At 72.2% G+C, this 22,666-nt stretch carries 17 protein-coding genes; 9 read left to right on the forward strand and 8 right to left on the reverse strand.

Annotation, left to right across the window (positions count from 1 at the left end):
• Positions 1 to 71: 71 nt before the first annotated feature.
• Complete coding sequence (locus tag ACZ6C1_RS26775; protein ID WP_469243970.1) at positions 72 to 1,748, reverse strand: serine/threonine-protein kinase; 1,677 nt, start codon at positions 1,746 to 1,748, stop codon at positions 72 to 74.
• Between the two features lie 125 nt (positions 1,749 to 1,873).
• Between ACZ6C1_RS26775 and ACZ6C1_RS26780 the strand changes: the two genes are divergently transcribed.
• Positions 1,874 to 2,908: an alpha/beta hydrolase gene (locus tag ACZ6C1_RS26780; RefSeq protein WP_469243972.1), complete on the forward strand. Its 1,035-nt coding sequence runs from the start codon at positions 1,874 to 1,876 to the stop codon at positions 2,906 to 2,908.
• On the opposite strand, the gene ACZ6C1_RS26785 is transcribed toward ACZ6C1_RS26780, so the two are convergent.
• A complete protein-coding gene (locus ACZ6C1_RS26785; RefSeq protein ID WP_469243974.1) occupies positions 2,905 to 3,804 on the reverse strand; it encodes a menaquinone biosynthetic enzyme MqnA/MqnD family protein in 900 nt (299 codons plus the stop codon). The genes ACZ6C1_RS26780 and ACZ6C1_RS26785 overlap by 4 nt on opposite strands.
• A gap of 261 nt (positions 3,805 to 4,065) precedes the next feature.
• Here ACZ6C1_RS26785 and ACZ6C1_RS26790 point away from each other — a divergent pair, with 261 nt between their 5' ends.
• Positions 4,066 to 4,269, forward strand: coding sequence for a cold-shock protein (locus tag ACZ6C1_RS26790; protein ID WP_003967102.1), 204 nt, complete (start codon positions 4,066 to 4,068; stop codon positions 4,267 to 4,269).
• A gap of 114 nt (positions 4,270 to 4,383) precedes the next feature.
• Here ACZ6C1_RS26790 and ACZ6C1_RS26795 read toward each other — a convergent pair whose 3' ends face one another.
• On the reverse strand, positions 4,384 to 5,925 hold the full coding sequence (locus ACZ6C1_RS26795; RefSeq protein ID WP_469243976.1) for an AMP-dependent synthetase/ligase: 1,542 nt from the start codon (positions 5,923 to 5,925) through the stop codon (positions 4,384 to 4,386).
• 93 nt (positions 5,926 to 6,018) lie between these two features.
• Here ACZ6C1_RS26795 and ACZ6C1_RS26800 point away from each other — a divergent pair, with 93 nt between their 5' ends.
• The 4 genes from ACZ6C1_RS26800 (at position 6,019) to ACZ6C1_RS26815 (ending at position 9,651) form a co-directional block, all read left to right on the forward strand.
• Entirely contained in the window at positions 6,019 to 7,032 is a 1,014-nt protein-coding gene (locus ACZ6C1_RS26800) for an AraC family transcriptional regulator ligand-binding domain-containing protein (protein ID WP_469243978.1), read from the forward strand.
• 77 nt (positions 7,033 to 7,109) lie between these two features.
• The gene (locus tag ACZ6C1_RS26805) at positions 7,110 to 8,258 is read left to right on the forward strand and encodes a lipase family protein (protein ID WP_469243980.1); all 1,149 of its coding nucleotides are present in this window, start codon (positions 7,110 to 7,112) and stop codon (positions 8,256 to 8,258) included.
• Between the two features lie 16 nt (positions 8,259 to 8,274).
• Positions 8,275 to 8,682, forward strand: coding sequence for a DnaJ family domain-containing protein (locus ACZ6C1_RS26810; RefSeq protein ID WP_469243982.1), 408 nt, complete (start codon positions 8,275 to 8,277; stop codon positions 8,680 to 8,682).
• Between the two features lie 162 nt (positions 8,683 to 8,844).
• Positions 8,845 to 9,651 carry a maleylpyruvate isomerase family mycothiol-dependent enzyme gene (locus ACZ6C1_RS26815; protein WP_469243985.1) on the forward strand — a complete coding sequence of 269 codons (807 nt, stop codon included), beginning with the start codon at positions 8,845 to 8,847 and terminating at the stop codon, positions 9,649 to 9,651.
• Between the two features lie 71 nt (positions 9,652 to 9,722).
• On the opposite strand, the gene ACZ6C1_RS26820 is transcribed toward ACZ6C1_RS26815, so the two are convergent.
• Entirely contained in the window at positions 9,723 to 10,106 is a 384-nt protein-coding gene (locus ACZ6C1_RS26820) for a hypothetical protein (protein WP_469243987.1), read from the reverse strand.
• Between the two features lie 8 nt (positions 10,107 to 10,114).
• The gene (locus ACZ6C1_RS26825; protein ID WP_469243989.1) at positions 10,115 to 14,182 is read right to left on the reverse strand and encodes a polymorphic toxin-type HINT domain-containing protein; all 4,068 of its coding nucleotides are present in this window, start codon (positions 14,180 to 14,182) and stop codon (positions 10,115 to 10,117) included.
• 358 nt (positions 14,183 to 14,540) lie between these two features.
• On the opposite strand from ACZ6C1_RS26825, the gene ACZ6C1_RS26830 reads away from it, so the two are divergent.
• Both ACZ6C1_RS26830 and ACZ6C1_RS26835 read left to right on the forward strand, forming a co-directional pair.
• Positions 14,541 to 15,050, forward strand: a complete 510-nt coding sequence (locus tag ACZ6C1_RS26830; RefSeq protein ID WP_469243991.1) for a hypothetical protein — start codon at positions 14,541 to 14,543, stop codon at positions 15,048 to 15,050.
• 423 nt (positions 15,051 to 15,473) lie between these two features.
• Complete coding sequence (locus tag ACZ6C1_RS26835) at positions 15,474 to 17,282, forward strand: FG-GAP-like repeat-containing protein (protein ID WP_469243993.1); 1,809 nt, start codon at positions 15,474 to 15,476, stop codon at positions 17,280 to 17,282.
• Between the two features lie 99 nt (positions 17,283 to 17,381).
• Here the strand turns inward: ACZ6C1_RS26835 and ACZ6C1_RS26840 are convergent, their stop codons facing one another.
• From ACZ6C1_RS26840 to ACZ6C1_RS26850, 3 genes are all read right to left on the reverse strand, one after another.
• Positions 17,382 to 17,999 carry an antibiotic biosynthesis monooxygenase gene (locus ACZ6C1_RS26840; protein WP_469243995.1) on the reverse strand — a complete coding sequence of 206 codons (618 nt, stop codon included), beginning with the start codon at positions 17,997 to 17,999 and terminating at the stop codon, positions 17,382 to 17,384.
• Positions 18,000 to 18,149: 150 nt separating this feature from the next.
• Positions 18,150 to 20,018 carry an AMP-dependent synthetase/ligase gene (locus tag ACZ6C1_RS26845; RefSeq protein ID WP_469243996.1) on the reverse strand — a complete coding sequence of 623 codons (1,869 nt, stop codon included), beginning with the start codon at positions 20,016 to 20,018 and terminating at the stop codon, positions 18,150 to 18,152.
• Between the two features lie 488 nt (positions 20,019 to 20,506).
• Positions 20,507 to 21,139 (reverse strand): TetR/AcrR family transcriptional regulator, encoded by a 633-nt coding sequence (locus ACZ6C1_RS26850; protein ID WP_469244102.1) that lies wholly within the window; start codon positions 21,137 to 21,139, stop codon positions 20,507 to 20,509.
• A 233-nt stretch (positions 21,140 to 21,372) separates the two neighbouring features.
• On the opposite strand from ACZ6C1_RS26850, the gene ACZ6C1_RS26855 reads away from it, so the two are divergent.
• Positions 21,373 to 22,548, forward strand: a complete 1,176-nt coding sequence (locus ACZ6C1_RS26855) for a S8 family peptidase (RefSeq protein ID WP_469243998.1) — start codon at positions 21,373 to 21,375, stop codon at positions 22,546 to 22,548.
• Positions 22,549 to 22,666: the final 118 nt, after the last annotated feature.

A 22,666-nucleotide genomic window follows, 5' to 3' on the forward strand; every position in this document is an offset into this window, starting at 1 on the left:
TGTCCGCCGGCCCGGCGTGCCGGCTCCGCCGCCGGGTCGTCGCCGGGGTCACGTTCGGGTTCCCGGGCCGCTCAGCCGGTCTTCCGTAGCGTTCCGCGCGGGTTGCCGGCCCCGTCCTCGTCGGACCGGTAGCCGAGGGTGCCGTCCTCGTTGAGGGTGAACGTCAGGGTGGCGGAGGCCCCCGTGCACATGCCGGGGGAACCGGGTCTGGCGGGGTCGGTGCGGTCGGTGACGCGCAGTGTCCTCGGCGCGGCCGAGGTCAGCCTGCCGATGCTGTGGCATTCCACGCGCGCCCCGAGGACGCTCAGGGACGTGGTCATCCGCACCACGTCCTGCCCCGTGGCTCCCGGGGCGAAGACGGCGGTCAGCTCCCCGTGCGGCAGGCCGCTCTCCTCGCGGGTGGGGCCCGTCCAGGTGCCGAGGAACTCCTCGGGTACGGAGGCGGGGGCGGGTGCCCCCGCGTCCGGGGCGCTTCCGCTCCCGCTCACCGACGGCTCGGGCCCGGCGGCGTCGTGATGGCCGCCCTCCTTGTCGAACAGGCCGAGGAGGGACCCGCCGCCGACCGTCACCGCCGCCAGCGCCCCGGCCACCGCCAGGGCGACCGTGCAGCTCAGGCGGCGGCCCCGGCCCGAGGCGGCCGGCTCCGAGGCCGTGGACACCGAGACGGAGAGGGGCGTACGGGGCGGGGGCACGGCGTCCACGGTCGGCACCGGGTCGATCGGCGGACCGAACACCCCAGGCACCGGTGGCGTCCGGGGCACGGGAACCCCCGCGGCCCCGGGCACCCCGTCCGCCCCCACCGCCGGGCTGCTGAACGGCACCGGTCCCGAGCCGGACGGGTCCGCCACCGCCGGCTCCAGGTCCAGCAGCCGGACCGCCGTCCGGCTCACACGCTCCACCAGGGGCCCCGGCAGCCACCCGCCCGCCACCAGCGCGGCGGCCCCGCCCGGCGCCAGCCGCCCGGCCACCTCACCGGGGGCGGGACGGACGGCCGGGTCCTTGGCCAGGCACCCGGCCACCAGGTCCCGCAGCTCACCGGTGAGGGCGTCGCCCAGCTCCGGCTCCTCGTGGACCACCTTGTAGAGGAGGGCGGCCGAGGAGTCGCCGGGGAAGGGCGCTGTGCCCGTCGCCGCGTACGCGAGGACAGCGCCCAGCGAGAAGACGTCCGCGGCGCCGCTCACCCCCGTACCGAGGATCTGCTCGGGCGCCATGTAGCCGGGCGAGCCGACCGAGACGCCGGTGGAGGTGAGCGAGGCGGTGCCGGCCGTCGCGCGGGCGATCCCGAAGTCGATGAGGCGCGGCCCGTCCAGGGCCAGCAGCACGTTCGAGGGCTTGACGTCCCGGTGGACGAGCCCGAGTCCGTGCACGGCCGCCAGTGCCTCCGCCAGCCCGGCGCCCAGCGCCCGTACCGCGTCCGCCGGCAGCGGCCCGTGGTCGGTGACGGCCTGGGCGAGCGAGGGGCCGGGGACGTACCCGGTGGCCACCCACGGGACCGGGGCCTCCGGGTCCGCGTCCAGCACCGGCGCCGTCCAGTGCCCGCCGACCCGCCGCGCCGACTCGACCTCCCGCCGGAACCGCGCCCGGAACTCCTCGTCCAGCGCGAAGTGCGGGTGCACCACCTTGACCGCGACGGTGCGGCCGCCCTCGCTGCGGGCGAGGTAGACCCGGCCCATACCGCCGGCCCCGAGCCTGCCGAGCAGCCGGTACGGACCGATGGCTGCCGGTTCGCCAACTTCCAGCGGCTGCATGCAGCTTCCCCCCGTACGTCGTCGCGTAGAGCAGCGTAGAGGGGTGGCGGAGGAACCGGTCGGCGCGTTCTGCCATCTAGCACGCCGTACAGGCCGCAAATGACCGGAAAAACCCGGAGTGCTCCATGAAACGTCCGTCCAAGGCGCTCATCGCCGCCGTCGCACTCGGCTCCCTCGCCCTGGTCACGGGGTGCTCCGGCGAAGGGGAACCGATGTCCTTCGACGACCCGAGCGCGTCGGCCCACCGTCCCGCGCCGGCCCCGGCCTCGACTCCGGCGGCGGGCAAGGCGATTCCCCGGACCCTGATGCCGGCCGGCCCCAAGGCGGAGTTCACCACCGCCAACACGCTGCCCGACGGTACGAAGATCGGCGTGACGACGCTGCACGGCGCCAAGTCGGGTTTCACGGGCAAGGTCTGGGTCTGGGCGCCCCCGCAGTACTTCGACCCGAAGTACGCGGCCAGCGGCTTCCCGGTCCTCATCGCCCTGCCCGGCGGCAACGGCTATCCGAACAATTACTGGATGGGCACCGACCTCAAGTTGCAGAGCAGCATCAGCGAGTGGTCGAAAGAGGGCAAGAGTCTGCCCTTCGTCGTGGTCATGCCGGTCCTCAACCCGGACGCCGAGCACTACTACGACGGCAGCGATATCCCGGGGCAACCGAAAATGGGCACCTGGATGACGGAGGACGTTCCCGATTTCGTCCGGGCGAATTTCCGTACGTTCGCCTCGCGGGACGGCTGGGCGTTCATGGGGTCGTCGTCCGGCGGGTTCGTGGGCCTCAAGTCGGTGCTGAAGCATCCGGACAAGTTCAAGGCCGTCATCGCCTCCGGGCCTGACCTCGTTCCCGATTCGCCGCTCTGGGCGGGACACGACAAGGAGCGGCAGGCGAACAACCCGGAGAAGCTCGCCGGACTCCTGGGCGCCGGGCCGCACTCCCCGGAACGCGAGGTGTATCTGGCGTTCCAGATCGGCAGCAGGGAATCCGGCGTGGCCGACGTCAAGTCCTTCATCAAGAAGTACACCAAGGGGCCGGTCAAGAGCCGCCTCCAGGTGATCCGGGACGGCGAGCACAACGCCAGGACCTATGTGAAGGGCATGGGCGACGGCTCGATCCAGTGGATCAGCGAGCACATGCAGGCCCCCGTCCCGAGCTCCTAGGCCCTTCGCGGACCGTCCGGCCGGGAGCCCTGGCCCAGCAGCTCGACCGTCACGTCCGCCGGGAACCCGGTCGTCGGGCCGGTCCGGCGGGCGAACTCCCGTACCCCGGCGAGCTGCTCGGCCCCGAAGCGGAAGTCCAGGGTCGTGAAGTACTTCTCCAGCAGCACCGCGTCGAACGCCTCCCACCGCGCGGCCTGCTCGGCGACCTTCGCGACCTCCTCCAGGGACACGTCCCGGGAGGCCAGGAACGCCTCGTGGACCTGGCGCACGACGCGCGGCTCGCGGGCCAGGTAGTCCTTGCGGACCGCCCACACCGCGAAGACGAACGGCAGCCCCGTCCACTCCTTCCACATCTGCCCCAGGTCGTGGACCTGGAGGCCCAGCCTCGGGGCGTCGTGCAGCGAGGCGCGCAGCGCGGCGTCCCCGATCAGGACCGCGGCCTCGGCCTCCTGCATCATCACGCCGAGGTCGGGCGGGCAGGTGTAGTAGTCGGGGGTCACCCCGTACCGCTCGGAGAGCAGCAGCTGCGCCAGGCGCACGGAGGTGCGGGAGGTGGACCCGAGCGCGACGCGCGCCCCGTCCAGGTCCTCCAGCGGCTGCTGCGAGACGATCACGCAGGACATCACGGGCCCGTCGCAGCCGACCGCGAGATCGGGGAAGGCGACGAGGTCGCCGGCGTTGCGGAGGAATTCGACGAGGGTGACCGGGGCGATGTCGAGGTCACCGCGTACGAGCTGGTCGCTGAGCTTCTCCGGGGTGTCCTTCGTGAGGCGCAGGTCCAGGAGGGTGCCGGTGCGGGCCAGGCCCCAGTAGAGGGGGAGGCAGTTCAGGAACTGGATGTGTCCGACGCGGGGCCGGCTCCGGAGCTGGTGGTGGCCGTCGGTTGAATTGTCCACATCGCGAGGCTAGCCCCGTCTCGTTCGGCGGGCCGCGCCGGGTCCGCCGTCAGCGCGGATGAACTCCGTCAAACATCCGGGTGACGTGATCTTTCCCTCTACCCATGCGCACACGCTGCGTGCTAGGCTCGACGCAAGTTGCAGTTTGGTTTCCCTTGCAGTACAGAGCCTGCGGAGCATGTAACCCGCAGGCTTTTGTAGTTTTCAGACTTGTTTGGCAGGTTCTGGAGCAGGGCAACCCTTTGGCCCATAGGAGGGCTTATGGCTACCGGAACCGTCAAGTGGTTCAACGCTGAAAAGGGCTTCGGCTTCATCGCCCAGGACGGCGGCGGCCCGGATGTCTTCGTCCACTACTCCGCGATCAACGCGTCTGGTTTCCGCTCCCTCGAGGAGAACCAGGTCGTGAACTTCGACGTCACCCAGGGCCCGAAGGGCCCGCAGGCGGAGAACGTCACCCCGGCCTAGTTGCCCGGGTCGGCGATCGCGCACGACTTTCAGTACCCGATTGAGCAGTACCCAAGGAGCCTTTTCCGTCCGGCCGCACGGCCGCACGGAAAGGGCTCCTGCCTTTTCCCGCGGTCACTCGTACAAGGTGTCGATCTCCGCCGCGTAGCGCTCCAGCACCGCTTTCCGCCGCACCTTCAGGGTCGGGGTCAGGACGCCGTCGGCCACGCTGAAATCCTTGTCGAGGATCCTGAACGCCCGGATCCGTGAGGGCCGGGACACCTGGGCGTTCGCCCGGTCGACCGCCTCCTGCACCAGGGCCCGTACGGCGGTGTCGTCCAGGCCCCGCACCGCTTCCGGGTCCACGGTGATCAGCGCGACCGGGTAGGGGCGGCGGTCGCCGGCCATGACGGCGTGCGAGACGACCGGCGCCCGCTCGATGAGCACCTGGACCTCCGCCGGGCTGAGGTTCTTGCCCGAGGACGTGATGATCAGGTCCTTCTTGCGGCCCGTGATCGTCAGGAACCCGTCCTCGTCCAGCGCCCCCAGGTCCCCCGTGTGCAGCCACCCGTCGTCCGCGACCTCCCCCGCCGCCACCATCGGACCGCGCGCCAGGATCTCCCCGTCCCCGGCGATCCGCACCTCGCACCCGTCCAGCGGCCTGCCGACGGTCCCCTGGCGCACCGCGCCGGGGTGGTTCAGCGAGATCAGCCCGGCCGACTCGGTCATGCCGTAGCCCTCGAAGACCTGGATGCCGCAGTCCCGCAGGAAGTCCAGCGTCTCCGGCGCGATGGGCGCGGCGCCGGTGAGGGCCACGCGCAGCCGCCCGCCCAGTGCCTCCCGCACCTGCGGCGGGGACGCCCCGAGCGACTGGGCCATGCTGTGCACCTTCTCGAAGAGGCGCGGCACGGACGGCAGGTGCGTGGGCTGCGCCTCCGCCAGGTCCGCGATCACGTTCTCGACGCGCCCGCCGAAGTAGCACAGCTCGCCGCCGTTGAGCAGGGTGGTGAACTGGATCATCTGGGCGAGCAGATGCGCCAGCGGCAGGTAGAGGAAGGTGCGGTCTCCGGGGCCGCCCTCGATCAGCGCGAGCGTGGCGTCCTGGACGGCGCCGAAGTTGCCGTGCGTGAGGCGGACGCCCTTGGGCGGGCCCGTGGTGCCCGAGGTGTACATGATCGACGCGCCGTCGCCGGGGCGGACGGCCGCGGCGCGGGCGAGCAGCGCGTCCGGTGAGCCCGCCGCCCCCGGGAGCGCGCCGAGCTCCACCACGTGCCGCAGCGCGGGCAGCCGCTCGCGTACCGCCGCCACCCGCTCCCCCTGCGCCGCGTCCTCCACGAGCACCACCGAGGCCCCCGAGTCGCCGAGCACCCAGGTCAGCTCCGCCTCCCCGGCCGTCGGGTAGACGGGCACCACGACCGCGCCCGCGGCGAGCACCGCCAGGTGCGCGTACGTCCACTCCACCCGGGTCTCGGACAGGATCGCGACCCGGTCCCCCGGGGCGACGCCCAGCCCGACGACGCTCCGCCCCCAGGCGCGTACGGTCGCGCGCAGTTCGTCGTACGAGGCCGAGGTCCACGTCCCGTCGTGGCGCTTGTGGCGCAGCGCGGGCAGCTCTCCGTACCGTTCGCCCGCCCATTCGGTGAAGACTGCGAGCGTCACAGGCCGTGTGTCATTCATGACCCGACGGTAGGGAGGGCGCGGGCTGTCGTGACATGACGGAAAACGTCAGCCCCGCTGACCGCGGTGCTCAACCCCGGTACGGTCCGGTTCATGGCCAAGCGGACCATCACCGTGCACCACGTACGGGCCCTGCTGCGCGGGGCACGGCGTCACGGGATCGACACCGTGCCGCTCCTCCAGGCCGCCGGCATCCCGCCGCTGCTGCTGGGCGACGACCGGGCGCGGGTCACCTCGGCGCAGTTCGCGCTGCTGTTCCGGGCGCTGTACCAGGCGACGGGCGACGAGTTCCTGGGCCTCGGGCCGGCGCCGAGCAGGCCCGGGACGTTCGCCATGATGTGCTACGCCTCGCTCGGCTGCCGCGACCTGGGGACGGCGGTGGAGCGCGGCACGGCGTTCTACCGGCTCTTCCCCGGCGGTCCGGACCTGGCGCTGACCACGGCCGGCCCGGGCGAGGCCGTCTTCGCCGTACGGGGCGACCTCCACGCACGGGACGAGGACCGGTTCCTCACCGAGTGCCTGGTGATCATCTGGCACCGGTTGTGCAGCTGGCTCGTGGGCCGCCGCATCCCGCTGCTGCGCGCCCGCTTCGCGTACGGGCCGCCCGCGCACGAGGAGGAGTACGCGGGCCTCTTCGGCTGCCCGGTCCGCTTCGGCGCGGAGACGACGGAGGCGGCGTTCCCCGCGCACTGGCTGACCGCCCCGCTGGTGCGCACCGAGGAGGACCTGGAGCGCATGTTGCGCCGCTCGCCCTTCGAGCTGCTCAGCCGCCGGGCGTACGGCACCACCGTGGCCGAGCAGGTGCACAGCGCGCTCGCCCGCGCGCTGCGGACCTCACCCCGGCTGCCGTCGCTGGGCGAGATCGCGGCGCGGCTGGCCGTGAGCCCGGCGACCCTGCGGCGCCGGCTCCAGCAGGAGGGGACCTCGTACCAGCGGCTGAAGGACACGGTCCGGCGGGACGCGGCGATCGCGGGCCTGGTGGAGGGTCACGAGCCGATCGCCGAACTGGCGGCCCGGCTGGGTTTCTCGGAGGACACGTCGTTCCACCGGGCGTTCCGGCGGTGGACGGGGACGACGCCGGGTGCGTACCGGGGCCAGCGAAGCTGAGCGTTCCGGTCAGCCCCGTACTTACTCCGGAGTCACTACGGTCTCCCCACCCCCATCGGACGTAGGGAGAGCCGCACATGCGTGTACGAACGAGGGTGCTGGCCTGCGTGGCCGCACTCGCCCTGACATCCGCCACCCCCGCCCTCGCCGCCGCCGAGGACACGACCGGCCGCCCCGGCGACCTCGTGAGCACCGAGCGTTCCGCCTTCCACCCGCTGCCCGGACAACCGACCGCCACGAAGGCCTGGAAGATCCATTACCGCTCGACGTCGGCGACCGGCGCGCCGAACGTCGTCTCCGGCACGGTCATCGTGCCGCAGGACGGCCGCACCGGACCGCGCCCGCTGATCACATACGCCGTCGGCACGGTCGGGCTCGGCGACTCGTGCGCCCCGAGCGCGGGCTTCCCCCACGGCACCACCATGGAGGCCAACCTGATCCAGCAGCTCACCTGGCGCGGCTGGGCGGTCGTGGTCACCGACTACGAGGGCCTCGGCACGCCCGGCGAGCACACGTACACGGCCGGGCGCTCGGCCGGGCACGCCATGCTGGACGCGGCCCGCGCGGCGATCCGGCTCCCGGAGGCGGGGCTCGGCACGGACACCCCGGTGGGGATCATGGGCTACTCGCAGGGCGGCCAGGCGTCGAGCTGGGCGGCCGAGCTGCACGCCTCCTACGCCCCGGAGCTGAAGGTGAAGGGCACGGCGACCGGTGGCGTACCGGCCCGGTTGGCCAAGCTCGCGCCCGTGCACGACGGGTCGTACGGCTCGGGCCTGCTGTTCATGGCGGCAGCCGGACAGGACGCGGCGTACCCCGAGCTGAAGCTCGACAGCTACCTGAACCCGGCGGGCAAGGCGCTGATCGGCTTCTTCCGGAACAACTGCGTGGCGGTCGACACGACGGTCGGCTCCTTCAAACGGATCTCCGACCTGACGGTGAGGAACCCGCTGGAGACGCCCGAGTGGCAGGCCCGGCTCGCCGAGTCGGACCTCGGCACCAGGGCGCCCGGCCATCCGGTGTACCTGTACCACGCGCTCGCCGACGAGCTGATCCCCTACGCGCTCGGCTCCGGGCTCCGCAAGGACTGGTGCGCCAGGGGCGCCACCGTGAACTGGCGGACCATCGTGGTCGGCGAGCACGTCTCGGGCGTGATCAGCGAGTCCCCGAGGGCGGCCGACTGGCTGGCGGACCGGTTCGCGGGGAAGCCGACGCCCGGGAACTGCTGAACGTACGCTCGGAGGCATGACCGAACGCAAACCGCCCGGGGTCGACTTCGAGTCATGGGTCGACAAGCAGATCCGCGAGGCGACGGAACGCGGCGACTTCCAGAACCTGTCCGGCTTCGGCAAGCCCCTGCCCGACGACACCGCTCCGTACGACGAACTGTGGTGGGTCAAGGGCAAGATGCACCGCGAGGGCATCGTCCCCGTCCTGCCGCCCGCGCTCGCCCTCCGCAAGGAGGCGGAGGACGCGCTGGAGGCGGTGGGACGGGCGGCGAGCGAGGCGGAGGTGCGCCGGATCGTCGCCGACGTCAACGAGAAGATCGCGGAAGCGGTCCGCCGCCCGCCGGCGGGCCCACCGCTGCGCCTCGCACCGTTCGACGTGGAGGAGCTGGTGCGGGACTGGCGGTCGCGCCGCACGGGTCACTAGGGGGCTTCACGCGTACCGCACCCGGTGGCGCAGGGGCGTGACGCCCTTGCCCTCGGCGGCGGGCACCGGCCACCGGGACCTTTGGCGACGGGAAAACTCGTCGCCACGGGCGTAGCGTGAATCGTGTCTCGGGGAGAACGTCCGCCCCCAGGGAGGCACCCCATGGTCACCACCGCACCGGCCTCCGCCCTCGACATCCCCCGTACACACCCGCTGCGGGCGCGGGCGGTGAACGCCGCGGAGGTCCGGGCGATGCTCACCACGCTGGACGGGCTCGCTCCGGGCGACTGGTCCCTCGGCACGGCGTGCGAGGGCTGGACCGTGCGGGATCTCACCGCCCATGTGGTGGGGCAGTACGAGGAGCTGGCCCGGCCGTGGCTGCTGGTCGGGCGGGCGTTGCTCGGCCGACGGCGGCATCCGCGGCTGATGCCCCTCGCCGCGCACAACCAGTGCCAGGTGGACGCCCGCCGCTCCGTACCGCCCCAGGACCTGGTCGGGCTGCTGTCCCGGTTCGGCCCGAGGGGCGTCCACGCGGTGGAACGCATGCCGGTCGCGGTGCGGCGGCGGATCCGCTTGAGCCCGCTCTTCCCCGAGTCGAAGGAACTGCCCGAGGACTCCATGGACTACCTGGCCAGGGTCCTGCTCAGCCGCGACACCTGGATGCACCGGGTCGACATCTGCGACACCACCGGCCGTGAACCCGTCCTGCACGAGCACGACAAGGAGGTCGTCGGCCAGGTGTTGCTGGACCTCGCCCTGGGCTGGAGCGGTCCTCCCACGTTCCTGGACCTGTCGGGACCGGCCGGTGGCCGCTGGGTGCTGGGCCGTGGAACGCCTGCCGTGGTCCTGGAGGCGGACGCCGTGACGCTGATGCGCCACCTTTCGGGCCGTCCGCCGCTGGGCGACATCGCGTGCGACGGCGACCCCGCCGCCGTGGCGGCCGTCATGGCGGCGCGGGTCGTGTTCTGAGCCGCGGTGGCGTGCGGCTGCCGAGGCGTACGGGTACGGGCTCGGGGCCCGCACCCGTACGGGCGGGGGACTCAGCGGGTCCCCACCATGTGGCCGAACCACGACGGGTCGTCCACCCCGCCCTCGTCCTCGTGCCACTGCGGAGGCGCGGAGACCACGAAGCCGGCGGACAGGTCGCCGGCGAGGGCGAAGACGTACTGGCCCTCCTCCAGCTCGATCCCGTGGTCGCGGACCACCGCGCGGCTCTCCTCGTCGGTAGCCCGCCTCACGGCCAGGCCCTGGTAGGCGGGGCGCAGCAGCATCAGTCCCACACCTGCGAAGTGGACCTCGACCCGGGTGGCCGGCGGCCTGTCCCGCGTGCTGCGCAGCAGGAGCCGACGGTGGCCCACGCTGTACTGCCACACCTTGAAGTACCGGTCCGAGCGGAAGAGCTCGCCCGTCGGTTCACTGGTCATCCGGGTGCTCACCACTTCGGCTCGGGGAAATCGGCGTGAGGGATGGCCTTGCCGGCCTCATCGTAGAAAGTGACGTTGGTCCACTCCAAGCTCCCCCGCTGCACGTAAAGGCCGATCTGGCCCATCTCCCACTCGGTGGCACGCCAGTTGTCACCGATGCCGGCCCGGTAGGCGCGCATGAACTTGTCCAGGTGGCTGTCCCCGTCGAACCCCTTGAGGGAGACGGCCACCTTGCCGTTGTTCATGAGGACGTACTTGACCTCCGACATCCACTGGGTGAACGGCTTGCCGTTGACGTTGCCCACAACCCCCGAGTACTTGGGGCCGTTGAAGTTGTAACCGCCCTCAACGGCACCGGTCAGCTCGTCCGCGTGGGCCTGGATGCCGAGAACCATCGTCTTGCAGCCGTTGGAGTTGTGCACCAGGACCGGCGTGGTCCCCGCCAGCACGTAGTACGTGTGGAGGTTCTCGACGGTGAGGTTGTAGGTCGGCGCGCGCTGGGTGTAGGGCCGGTTGGCCTTCACCTCGACGGCCCCGCCCTCGGCGTCGAGCAGGCGGGTGCCCGGAGTCAGCGCGCGCGCCTCGACCCAGCGCTTCTCGGCCGGCACCCAGAACGGGTGCTCGTGCGTGGCGGTCAGCTTTGCGTCACCACGCCCGGAGGCGAGGGTGAGCTCGTGGAAGTTCTTGACCCCCTCGTCGGTGATGAGGCGGGACACGCGGTGCGCCGAGGTGCCGCCGACGGCGGGAGCCGACGCAAGGACGGTGTCGCCGGGGCGGACGTCCTCGATGGCCTTCGTCGAGCGGTCCCCCATCAGCACCTTGGTGCCGGCGGGAAAACATTTGGCGCAGGACGGACGCTGCAGGGAGCGGAGCGTCTCGTAGGCGCCCTTGAGCAGGCGCAACTTGCTGCTGATGGTGACGTCTCGCGTCAGTTCGACGCAGGCCCACAGGTCGTGGTCGAGGCAGTTCTCCAATTCGCTGAGGCCGGTGATCGCCTTGCCGAGCTCCCAGTAGTAATCGATGTACGGCTTCGCCACCTTGGACATGGCCAGCGACGTGCAGAACGGGTCGGTCGGCGGCTTCTTGTCGCAGTAGAACGGGTCGTTCTCCTGAGGGCAACCGAGCAGTCCGCAGCGCAGCCTGCGCTGGGCCGGAGTCTCCGACATCTCGGTGCGCAGCTTCTGCCGCTCCGCCTCGGTCTCCGCCTTGAGCTTGGCGGTGGCGGTGCGCAGGGCGTCCAGGCCGGCCACCCGGGCCGCCTCGGCGTCCTTGCCGGCGGCGGTGGCCGAGTCGCGGGCCTGCTTGGCGGCGGCCCAGGCCGTCGCGGCGGAGGCGTGGGCCAGGTCGGCAGAGACAGTGGCGTCGGCCGCCGATACCGCTGCGGAGGCCGCGGACTGGCGGGCGTTCGCCGCGGCCGCCTTGGCGGTTCGCGCGGACTCCGCCGCCCGGGCCGCGGAGGCCTCGGCCTCCCTGGCGCTCTTCGCGGCGTCGGCGGCGTGGCCCCGCGCTTCCACGGCGGACGCGCCTGCCTGCTCGGCGTACTTGTCGGCGTCCGTCGACGCCTTGCGGGCCAGGGCGGCGACCCTCAGCGCATCGGCGGCGTTCTTCTGGGCGGTGGCCGCGGTGAAGGCCGCCTCGGCGATCAAGTAGTCGACGCGAGCCACATGGGTCGCGGCGAGGAGGTCCTTGCGCTGGGCTGTGTGCTGCCCGCTCACCACGAACTGGTGCAGCTGCGCGGGCGAGCCCTCCAGGGCGACCCGGGCGGCCGCCTTGACCTCGGGGCCGCCGGTGCCGCGGAGCTGGCCGGCGAGGAGGCGTTCGTCCTGGTACTGGGCCTCGTGCCGGCCCGTGGAGAGGAACGCCCGGTACGCGTCGAGCGTGCCCGTGTCGAGGGCCGCGCGGCCGGCCTCCATGACGCCACGACCGCCCTCGGACATGATCTGCGCGATCTGCACACGGTAGTCCTGCTCTCCGGCCTTGTACTGGCCGGTGGCGAGGAACGCCGAGATGCCGGCCGCGTCACCCGCGAGTGTCGCGTCGGCGGCGTCGCGAACGGACTTCAGCGGGCTGTCCGTCGAAAGCAGTTCGACCGTGCCGCGCTCGTCCTGCTGCGCCGCCTCCTTCCAGTGGATGCGGACGTACGCGTCGACATCCGTGTCGGAGCCGGCCAGCGCGGTCTGGGCGGCGGCGCGACTGAAGGGCCCCCCGTCCTCCACGGTCATCAGGGCGAGCTTGCGGCCCTTGGCGGCGACGGTCGCCGGGTCGGCGCCAGGGGCGGCGGCCTCGGCGGCGATGCGTGCGGCCTCCTCGGTCCGGGCCTTCGCCTGCTGGGCGGCGGTGGCCTGGGCGGTCTTGCGCCGCTGGTCCTCCTCCTTGGCGTCGCGGGCTCGCTGGATGGCGGCGCTGGTACGGGCGGTGAGTTCCGCCGTCTCCACCTCACGGGCCAGGGCGTAGGTCGCCTTGGCCTTGGCGACGGCGGTGGTTGCCGCGTCGGCTGCCTCCTTGGCCGCGTTTGCGTGCGCCGTCGACTTCGCGGCCGCCGTGGCTGCCTCACCGGCATGGTCGGCGGCCTCGTCGGCGGCCTTGGCCGCATTGCCGGCGTGGGTGGCGGCGGACCTCGCGGCATCGCGTGCCTCGGCAGCGGCGGCCGCGGAGCGGCGGGCCAGGCCGGCGGCGGTTGCGGCGGCGCGGTTGGCCTCCTCCGCGTGGCGACGGGCGGCCGCGGCGGCTGCCCTGGCCTCGGCGGCACGGGTGTCGCTCTGGTCGGCGTGGTTGGCGGCCTGCCCGGCCGCGTTGGCGGCGGCGAGCGCGTGACCGCCCGCGCCGGCAGCGGCCAGGGCGGCGTCGCCGGCGGCCTTGGCGGCGATGCCTGCCTGGTCGGCGGCCTCGGCACCCTCGGTGGCACTCTTGGCGGCTGCCCGGGCCTTGTCGGCGGCCTGGCGCGCGGCTGAGGCGTTCCTCGCGTCCGTGGCGGCGGCGGCCGCGGCCCCGCGTGCGTCGGCGGCGGCACGGGCGGCTCCGGCAGCGGCCGCGGCGGCACGGGCGGCGGCGTTGGCGGCCACGCGGGCGGAACTGCTGGCGGCCCGAGCGGCGTTGATGGCCTGCTGGGCCGCGGCGGCGGCCTGGCTGGCCGCGCTGGCTGCGCGGCCGGCTGCCTCCGAGGCGGCCAGCGAGCCCTTCTCCGCCTTGGCTGCCTCCTCGGCGGCCTTCAGAGCGGCGGCCTTGGCGAGCTCCGACGCCTTGACCGCGCGGGCGGACTGCTCCCTGGCGGCGGCCGTCTCCGCCGCCGCCTGGCGTCCGGCCTTGCCGGCCTCCGCCGCGAGCTGCGCGACGGTGGAGTACTCCTGGTCGCGGGCGCGGGCCACGTACTGGCCGAGGGACAGGAACTCCTGGACGTCCTCGCGGGTCCCTTCGAGGGCGACCCGGCCGGCCGCCTTGACGGCGTCCCCGCCCCCGCTCATGATCTGCGCGACTTCGACCCGCTCGTCCTGCTCCCGAGCGACGTACTGGCCCTCGGCGAGGAACTTCCTGATGTCGTCCTGCGTGCCGTTGAGGGCGGTCCGGCCTGCCGCCACCACGCCGGGGCCGCCCTCGGACATGATCTGTGCGACATGAACGCGCTCGTCCTCCGCGAGAGGCGCTTTCCAACCACCCTTGAGGAAGTCGCGCAACTGGGTCTGAGTGCCGCTCAGCGCGACCCGGGCCGCCTCCAGCGTCGCTCGGCCGCCGACACTGGCGATCTGGGCGGCGGCGACCTGCTGGTCGCGGTAGGTCAAGTCGTCGGCGCGGTCGAGGAAGGCCAGGACAGCATCGTCGTCGCCGGCGAGAACCTTCTCGGCGGCGTCCCTGACCCCGGGCCCCCCTGAACTCCAGAGGTCGACGGCCATGGCGCGGTGAGTGGCGGTCAGAGTGGCCGTATCGGCCAGGGAGTCGGCGGCTTCCGCGGCGGAGGCCGGGGCGGGACCGAGCAGCCCCGCCGCGCACACGAGGGGTAAAAGGCCGGTGGTCAGGGCGCGGAGGGCGGTACCGGCCCGCCGCGCGCTCCATCTTATTCGCGTATTGCCCTGCAACTGCACTCGAGAACTCGTTTCACTGACTGGCATCTTCTCTACCAGGCACCGGATTTCGGCGGAGGCGAGCATAACCTCACGCCCGCACGCCGACGTTCAACCGGGTTTCTGGTAACCGCCCGAAGTCGCACCACCGACAGCAGCAATCAAGCCATCCGGAGGCTGATTCAACGCCCACCATCCGGAATTTCCCATTCAGCGGCCTTCCGAGCGGGACACCTTCCCCGTCACCACCGAGGATGGACCCTGGCAGAAATCAACTTCCGTGACTCCAGGGGTGAGTGATACGTTGCATACGCCATTGACCAGGCATTTACAGCCGACGAGCTCTCCGCTTTCGGCCCCCCGTGAAAGGTTGAGCCGCGTGAAATTACGCGCCCGCAAACTCATTGTGACCGGCGTACTGGGCGTTCTCGGCGCGTTCGCCGGGGCAGTCGTCGTCGGACCTCAGGAGGATTCGGCAAAACTCGGCTACGCCGCTTCGTCGGTCGCCGCGGACGGCGATCCCATTCCCGTCGCGGTCGAGGATTTCCGCTACCCGGGGGCCGAACAGATCCTGGCGGAGAAGGGGATCAAGCTCATCCGAGGGGATGGCAACATCCTGCTCGCGGAGTGCGGTGCCGCAGCCGACCAGATAAAACTCTGGTCCCGCAAGGGCGACATCTGCTTCCAGACCAGGGGCTCCACCGGGCAGCTCTCGCTGGAGGTGCCCAACGTCTGGGCCCTGGAGACCTCGACCCACCCGATCAGCGCCGACCTCACCACCCAGGGCTCGACGCAGAGCGTCGACGTGCCCAAGGACGGCTACAAGCTCGTGGGCGAGGGCAACAAGGGAACGCCCACCACGGTCGTCGAGATCCGCGTGACGGGCTGACTCCCACCGGCACCCGCCCCGGGTGGCGTTGCACCCTCCGAGTGCCCCGGGCCGGACGCCGGCCTGACGCTCCGGACGCTGCCCGGCCGATCCGGGACCTGTACCGAGGGTCTCCGGGAAGCGGGCGCCCACGCATGTCGGCCCGGTCTTCTCTCTCACGCGCCGCAAGCCACTGCCGACCGCCGTCGTGGAGGCCGGGATCCGGCCCTCCCGGCTGAGCGGTCAGGCCCACGATCACGACGTGAGGCCTGCGGCTTTCCCACTTCTTTCACAGCAAGGATCTTCATCATCGTGTCCCGTGCACGCTCTCGTTCCGAAGTCTTCGCGGCGACGTTGACCGCCATTGCCGGTGCGTCGGTACTTGCCGGAACCCCGGCCACGGCCGCCACCGGTCCGGACGCTCTTGCCGGTACTCAGGCATCCGTGGCCCGTCTCCACATCGGCGACGGCGACAGGACCCGTTCCTGTTCCGGTGCCCTGGTCGACGGTCAGTGGGTGCTGACCGCCGCGGCCTGCTTCGCCACCGACCCCGCCAACCCCACCCAGGTCGCTCCGGGCAAGCCTGCCCTGAAGACCACGGCGAGCGTCGGGCGCAGTTCCCTTTCCGGGACCGGCGGACACGTCGCCGAAGTGGTCGAGCTGGTTCCTTCCCCCACCCGTGACCTGGTGATGGCGCGTCTGGCGACGCCGGCCACCGGCATGGCTCCTCTCGGACTGGCCGCCTCGCCGGCGGGTGAGGGTGACACGCTGCAGGCGACCGGGTTCGGCCGTACCAGGACCGAGTGGGTGCCCGGCTCGGCCCACACTGCCTCGATGAAGGTCAGCGCCCTCTCCGACACCGAGATCACCCTTGCCGGTGCCACCGCGAACGACGCCCTGTGCAAGGGCGACACGGGCGCCCCGCTGCTGCGGGAGGCCGAGGGGCGCCTGGAGCTGGTGGGCGTGGCCACCCGGTCACGGCAGGGCGGCTGTGTGGGCGAGACCGAGACCCGCACCGACGCCGTCGCCACCCGCACGGACGACGTGGCCGACTGGGTCGCCACCACCGTGGGCAGGTCGTGGTCGCAGCTGATGACGGCCACCGACTTCAACGGTGACGGCAAGGCAGACCTACTGACCATCGACGCCGCCGACGACTACCTCTACGCCCAGCCCGGCGACGGCAAGGGCAAGTTCGGCAAGAGGGCCAAGGTCAGCGAGGGCAAGTGGAGCGGGATGCGTCTGCTGGCCGCCACCGACTTCACCGGTGACGGCAAGGGCGACGTTCTCGCCGCCCACACCAACGGCAGCATCTACCTCTACCCGGGCAACGGAAAGAACGGCGTCACCGGCTCCTCCGTCGCCGGAAACGGCTGGGGCGGCATCCGCCTGCTCGCCGCCGCCGACTTCAACGGCGACAACAAGGGCGACCTGATCGCCGCCCACACCAACGGCAACCTCCTCTTCTACCCCGGCAACGGCAAGGGCTTCGGCGCCGGGACCGTGACCAGCTCCGGCTGGTCCAACATGCGCCTGCTCAACGCCGGAGACTTCAACGGCGACAACAGGGCCGACATCTACGCCGTCCACAACACCGGCGCCCTCTACATGTACGCCGGCAAGGGCAACGGCACCTTCCACGGGGCGAAGAAGACCGGCGACGGCTGGCAGAACATGCGCCTGGTCTCCGCCGCGGACTTCAACGGCGACAACAAGGACGACCTGATCGCCATCCACACCACCGGCAGCGTCTACGCCTACCCCGGCACCGGCAACAGCACCGGCGGCTTCGGCACCCCCGTCGTCACCCCCGGCCCGGTCCACTACGCCGACCTGATCCGCAACGGCACCTTCACCACCGACGTCGACGGCTGGTGGGCCACCGAACGCGCCTCCATCGCCCACGCCCAAGGCGCGCTGCTGGCCACCGTCGAGGCCGATGCCGCCGCCTCGTGGGAGGCAATCGCCGGACAGAGCGGCCTCCCCCTGCGCAAGGGCGCCACCTACACCCTCACCTTCGACGCCAAGGCGTCGGCCGCCGCGCAGATCCGCGCCATCGTCCAGCTCGGTGAGGAACCGTACACCTCCACCCTGGACCAGGTCGTCGACCTCGGCACCGGCTTCAAGCGGTACAGCTACACCTTCACCTCGACCATCGACACCACAGCCGCGTCGCTGAACTTCGAAATCGGCGGCAACCCCGTCAAGACAGCCATCACCCTCGACAACGTCTCCCTCACCACCGCGAACTGACACCGACGACCGGTGCGGGATCCGGTGCCCGCGGCCGCACCCCGGCCGCGGGCACCGCGCGTCGGCGCCACCTGCGTGAGTCGTCTCCCGGGGCGGCCGTCAGGACGACGGCGGCCGGGTCTCCAGCATGGCGACCTCGAAATCCTCCACGGACCGTACGGTCGCCCGGGCCTTGCTCGTCGCGTTGGCGCGCAGTGCGGCGACGGGGCCTCGGGACGCGGCCAGGCTGTCCGGGTCGGCGTAGACGGCGCCGACCATGCCCCGGCCTCCGGGGCGGTCCAGGAGCAGCGACCCGCCCAGGAAGCCGTTCATCGCCTGGAGTCCGGGCAGGACGTCGTTCTCGAAGGCGTCGACGAGGGTGTCCGCGTCGGACGGGGCGAACTCCAGCCGGGTCAGCCGGAAGCGGCCGGCCTCACCGACCGCCTCCGGTCGCGAGGCCACCGCCGCCTCCCAGTTGTCGACCGTCATGGTGGCCGCGAACCCCGACAGCATCCGGGCGCGCAGCTCGCCCATGCGGTCGGCGCTCGCCCGGAGCGCCTCCTCGTCCTCCCACCACGTCCCGGTCATCAGCTTGCCGACCTCACGGTCCACGAACAGACCGGCGCCGCGGAAGCCCGGCTCCTCGGCAAGCTGTTGCCTGCCCTCCGTGGTCAGGGCGCGTACGGCCTGGTCGAGCTCGGCCGGATCACCTGTCGCATAGGACGTACGTACAAACATGGCAGCCTCTCGCGCCGGACCGGATGTCCCTGTCCATGCGACGGCCGGTGGCCGGGCAAGGCAAGGCGATCCGGGCGTTCGGGTGACGGCGCCGCCCGGCGGACGCGGTGGCACGGCCGCGCTGCCCGTCCCGTCGGGCGGGACGTCAGGTCACCGGGCCCGCCGTTCACCGGCGTACAGCGCCTCTATGTCCGCCGCGAAGTCCCGCAGTATCGCCGCTCTCCTGAGCTTCAGTGACGGTGTGAGGTGGCCGCTGTCCTCCGTGAAGTCGGTGGCGAGGACACGGAAGCGGCGGATGGACTCGGCGCGCGAGACCATGCGGTTGGCCTCGTCGACGGCGCGTTGGAGGGCGGCCGTGAGGTCTTCGTCCGTCACGAGGTCGCGCAGTGGCACGCCGTCCTTCTTCTTCATGCGCCGCCAGTGCGCGAGGCCGTCCGGTTCCAGGGTGATCAGGGCGGCGACGTAGGGGCGGTCGTCGCCGACCACCATGCACTGGGAGACCAGCGGGTGGGCGCGCAGCCAGTCCTCCAGCGGGGCGGGGATGACGTTCTTGCCGCCGGAGGTGATGATGACGTCCTTCTTGCGCCCCGTGATGGTGAGGTATCCGTCCCCGTCCAGCGCGCCGATGTCGCCCGTGGCGAACCACCCGTCGGTGACCGCCGGCACCGCCTCGCCGCGTTCCGCGTCCCAGTAGCCGCCGAAGACGTGGCCGCCGCGCAGCAGGACCTCCCCGTCCTCGGCGATCCGTACCGACGTACCCGGCAGCGGCCGGCCCACCGTACCCGGCTTGGGCTTGAGCGGCGGCGTCACGGTGGACGCGGCGGTGGTCTCCGTCAGGCCGTACCCCTCGAACACGTCGATGCCCGCGCCCGCGTAGAACGAGGCCAGGCGCCGCCCCAGCGGGGAGCCGCCGCAGATGGCGTACCGTACGCGGCCGCCGATGGCCGCCCGGATACGGCGGTAGACCAGCGGGTCGTACAGGGCGCGGGCGGCCCGCAGGGTGAGTGACGGTCCGGGGCCGGTGCCGTGCTGCGCGGCCTCCACTGCCTCGCCGTACCGCCGGGCGACCGTCGCGGCCCGGTCGAAGGACGCGGCGCGGCCCATCTTCTCGGCGGTGGCTCGGCCGGTGTTGAAGACCTTTTCCAGGACGTACGGGATGGCCAGCAGGAACGTCGGCCGGAAGCCGGCCAGGTCGGCGAGCAGGTCCTCGGTGCGTATGGACGGCGCGTGGCCGAGGCGCACCCGGGCGCGGAGGCAGCCGATGGCGACCATCCGGCCGAAGACGTGGGACAGCGGCAGGAAGAGCAGGGTGGAGGCCGGGTCCTTGCTGACGGACCTGAAGACCGGGTGCAGCAGTTCGATGGCGTTGTCGACCTCGGCGAAGAAGTTGGCGTGGGTCAGGGCACAGCCCTTGGGGCGGCCGGTGGTGCCGGAGGTGTAGATCAGGGTGGCGATCGTGGCCGGGGACAGGCCGGCCCGCCGGACACTGATCACCTCGTCGGGGATCCGGTGGCCCGCCTGCCGCAGTGTGCCGATCGCGCCGTTGTCGAAGACCCACAGGTGCCGCAGTCGGGGCATCCGCTGTCGCTCGTTGCTGATGAGCCGGGCCTGTTCCATGTCCTCGACGGCGCACGCGACGGCACCGGAGTCCTGGAGGATCCAGCGGGCCTGGAAGGCGGAGGACGTCGGGTAGACGGGCACGGTGATCAGTCCGGCGGCCCACGCGGCGAAGTCGAGCAGGGTCCATTCGTACGTCGTGCGGGCCATGATGGCCAGCCGGTCGCCCGGGCGGAGGCCCTCGGCCACGAGCCCCTTCGCCACCGCCCTCACCTCGGTGGCGAATTCGGCTGCCGAGAGGTCGGACCAGGTGCCGTCGGCGGTCTTTCGGCTGAGGACCGGCTCGGCCGGCGCCTCGCGGGCGTTGTCGAAGGGGATGTCGGCGAGTGAGCCGCTCGTCACGGGCGGGACGAGGGGCGGTACGGAGACTTCGTGCGGCGGCTGGGTCGGGGCGAGCGTCACGTGCGGCTCCTTCGTCGGGCCGGGGCCGAAGACCCGGGGCGAGGGGGCGCGTTCCCGACCCGGTCCTGACCTCTGAGTAACCTTACTCAGGAGTAAATCTAGGGCCGAGCGGGGAGTCCGGACAATGGCCGAGCGTCATCTGCACGTCACCGCCACAGCACCCGGCCGTTTCCTCACCCGGAGGCCCTGTCCGCCCCAACCGGCCCTGCCGCGCCGCCGGTTGGCCGGAACAGCGGACCGCACCCGGCCGTACGACCACTCGTCGCACACGGCATGTGGGCCGGACCGGCGGACCGCACCCGGCCGTACGACCACTCGTCGCACACGGCATGTGGACGGTCGCCCGCCGCCTGGCGGAACGGGACCTCCCGCCGGCCGCCCGGGTGACGGCGCCGCTCACGGCACCCGCCCCTCTGCCCACGCGGGCACCTACCCGTCCGACGACGACCGTTTCGAGCCGCGCACCGGCGAAGGAGGCCGACGGCACTTCACCGGGACGGCGACCAGCGCTGTCCGTCCATGAGGCTGCCCAGGCCCGTCCAGGCGAAGTTCATCAGGGTCGCGGCCGCCTCCTTGGCGGAGACCCCGGGCGTCTCGTTGGCCCACTGCGCCAGTGACTCGGCCGCCCCGACCAGCGCCTGGGCCAGCCCGGCCACGTCCCGGTCGTCGAAGGCCGGGTCCTGGTGCGCGTCCCGGGCCGCCTCGCCAATCAGGTCGGTCACGAACGCCGCCATCTCGTCCCGCATGGCCGCCACTTCCGCGGCGAACGGCTCACCGTGCGTGCGTGCCTGCTGGTGCAGCACGGCCCAGCCGTCCGGGTGTTCGGCGGTGTGGGTGAAGAACGCGGTGAGCCCGGCCCACAGTTGCCGGTCGGCGGGCAGCCCCGGACCGGCGGCGTCCCGCTCGAGGGCGTCGCGGACGGAGGCGATCAGCGCGGCGGCCTCGCGGCGGATGCAGGCGGTGAAGAGTTCTTCCTTGGAGTTCAGGTACAGGTACACCAACGGCTTGGACACCCCCGCCAGTTCGGCGATCTCGTCCATCGACGCCGCCCGGTACCCCCGCTGCCCGAAGGTCTGCACGGCCGCGTCCAGCATCTGCCGCTCGCGCTCGGCCCGCGGCATGCGCTTCGCCTTCGCACCCGTGCTCTTCACGACACCCGTCCTCCTACTCCTCGGTAGTCGGTAAGCCTACGGCCCGTTGGAAGGGCGCGTGCCGCGCACATAGCCCGGCGTCACTTGCGCCCTTCGCCACCGAAAGTAAGCACATCACTCCAGTGAGTGATATCCCGGGTGGCCGACGGACTGGTTCCCTTCACACGTCGCTCTTTGCCGGACACTCCCGATCGGAGTTCTGCATGAGGCTGTTCGCTCGCCGCGCCTGCGTCGCGATGCTCCTGCTGCTTCCTCTCACCGCGACCCCCACTACCGCCCTCGCCGCCGATGACGACGACGGACCCGCGCCGCTGAGGACCACCGCGGCACCGGTCCCCGGCCAGTACATCGTCACCCTGAAGCCCGGCGCCGCGTCGGCGGCCGGGGTCACCCAGCGGCTCGGTGTCACCCCGCTCCACGAGTACACGCACGTGCTGCGCGGCTTCACGGCCAAGCTGAGCGCCTCGCAACTGACGACCGTGCGCGGCCTGCCGGACGTGCAGGCCGTGGAACAGGACGCGGTGGTCACCGCCGGTCCGCTGCGTACGAACCGCGCCCCGGCCGCCAGTTGGGGGCTGGACCGCATCGACCAGCCGTACCTCCCCCTCAACCAGCAGTTCAACGTCTACAGCTCCGGATCCGGGGCCACGGCCTACGTCCTCGACAGCGGCATCGACTACGGGCACCCGGAGTTCGGCGGCCGGGCCCGGCCCGGGTTCGACGCGATGGGCGACGGCAGGAACGGCCAGGACTGCAACGGCCACGGCACGCACGTCGCGGGCACCGTCGGCGGGGCCAACTTCGGCGTCGCCCGGCAGGCGTCCCTGGTCAGCGTGCGCGTCCTCGGCTGCGACGGCAGGGGCTCCTGGGGCGGCATGATCGCCGGGATGGACTGGGTGGCGAAGAACGCCCGGCAGCCCGCGGTCCTCAACGGCTCACTCGGCGGCCCCCGGAGCGACGCAGTCAACCAGGCGGCCACCGCCCTGTCCGACAGCGGCGTCCTGCCGGTGATCGCCGCCGGGAACGACTCCGTCGACGCGTGCAACGTCTCGCCGGCGAGCGCGACCCGGGTCCTCACCGTCGGGGCCACCGACTACCAGGACCGGGAGACCGACTTCTCCAACTACGGGCCCTGCCTGGACATGTACGCCCCCGGAGCGGCCATCGTGTCGGCCCGGCTCGGCGGCGGGAGCGTGGCGCTGAACGGCACGTCCATGGCCAGTCCCCATGTCGCGGGCGTGGCCACCCTCCTCAAGGCACGGTACCCCTCGGCCACCCCCGCGCAGGTGTACAACTGGCTCGTGGAGCAGTCGGTGAAGGACGTCCTCACGGTGAGCAAGTCCTCCCCCAACCGCCTGCTCCAGACCGGCGGGCTGTGACGGACGAGAGGGGTGGGGGGGGGGGGGGGGGGGGGGGGGGGGGGGGGGGGGGGGGGGGGGGGGGGGGGGGGGGGGGGGGGGGGGGGGGGGGGCGGGTAGATGGATAGTGGAGGGTGGG

This window comes from Streptomyces sp. NPDC041796 (genome assembly GCF_055590785.1).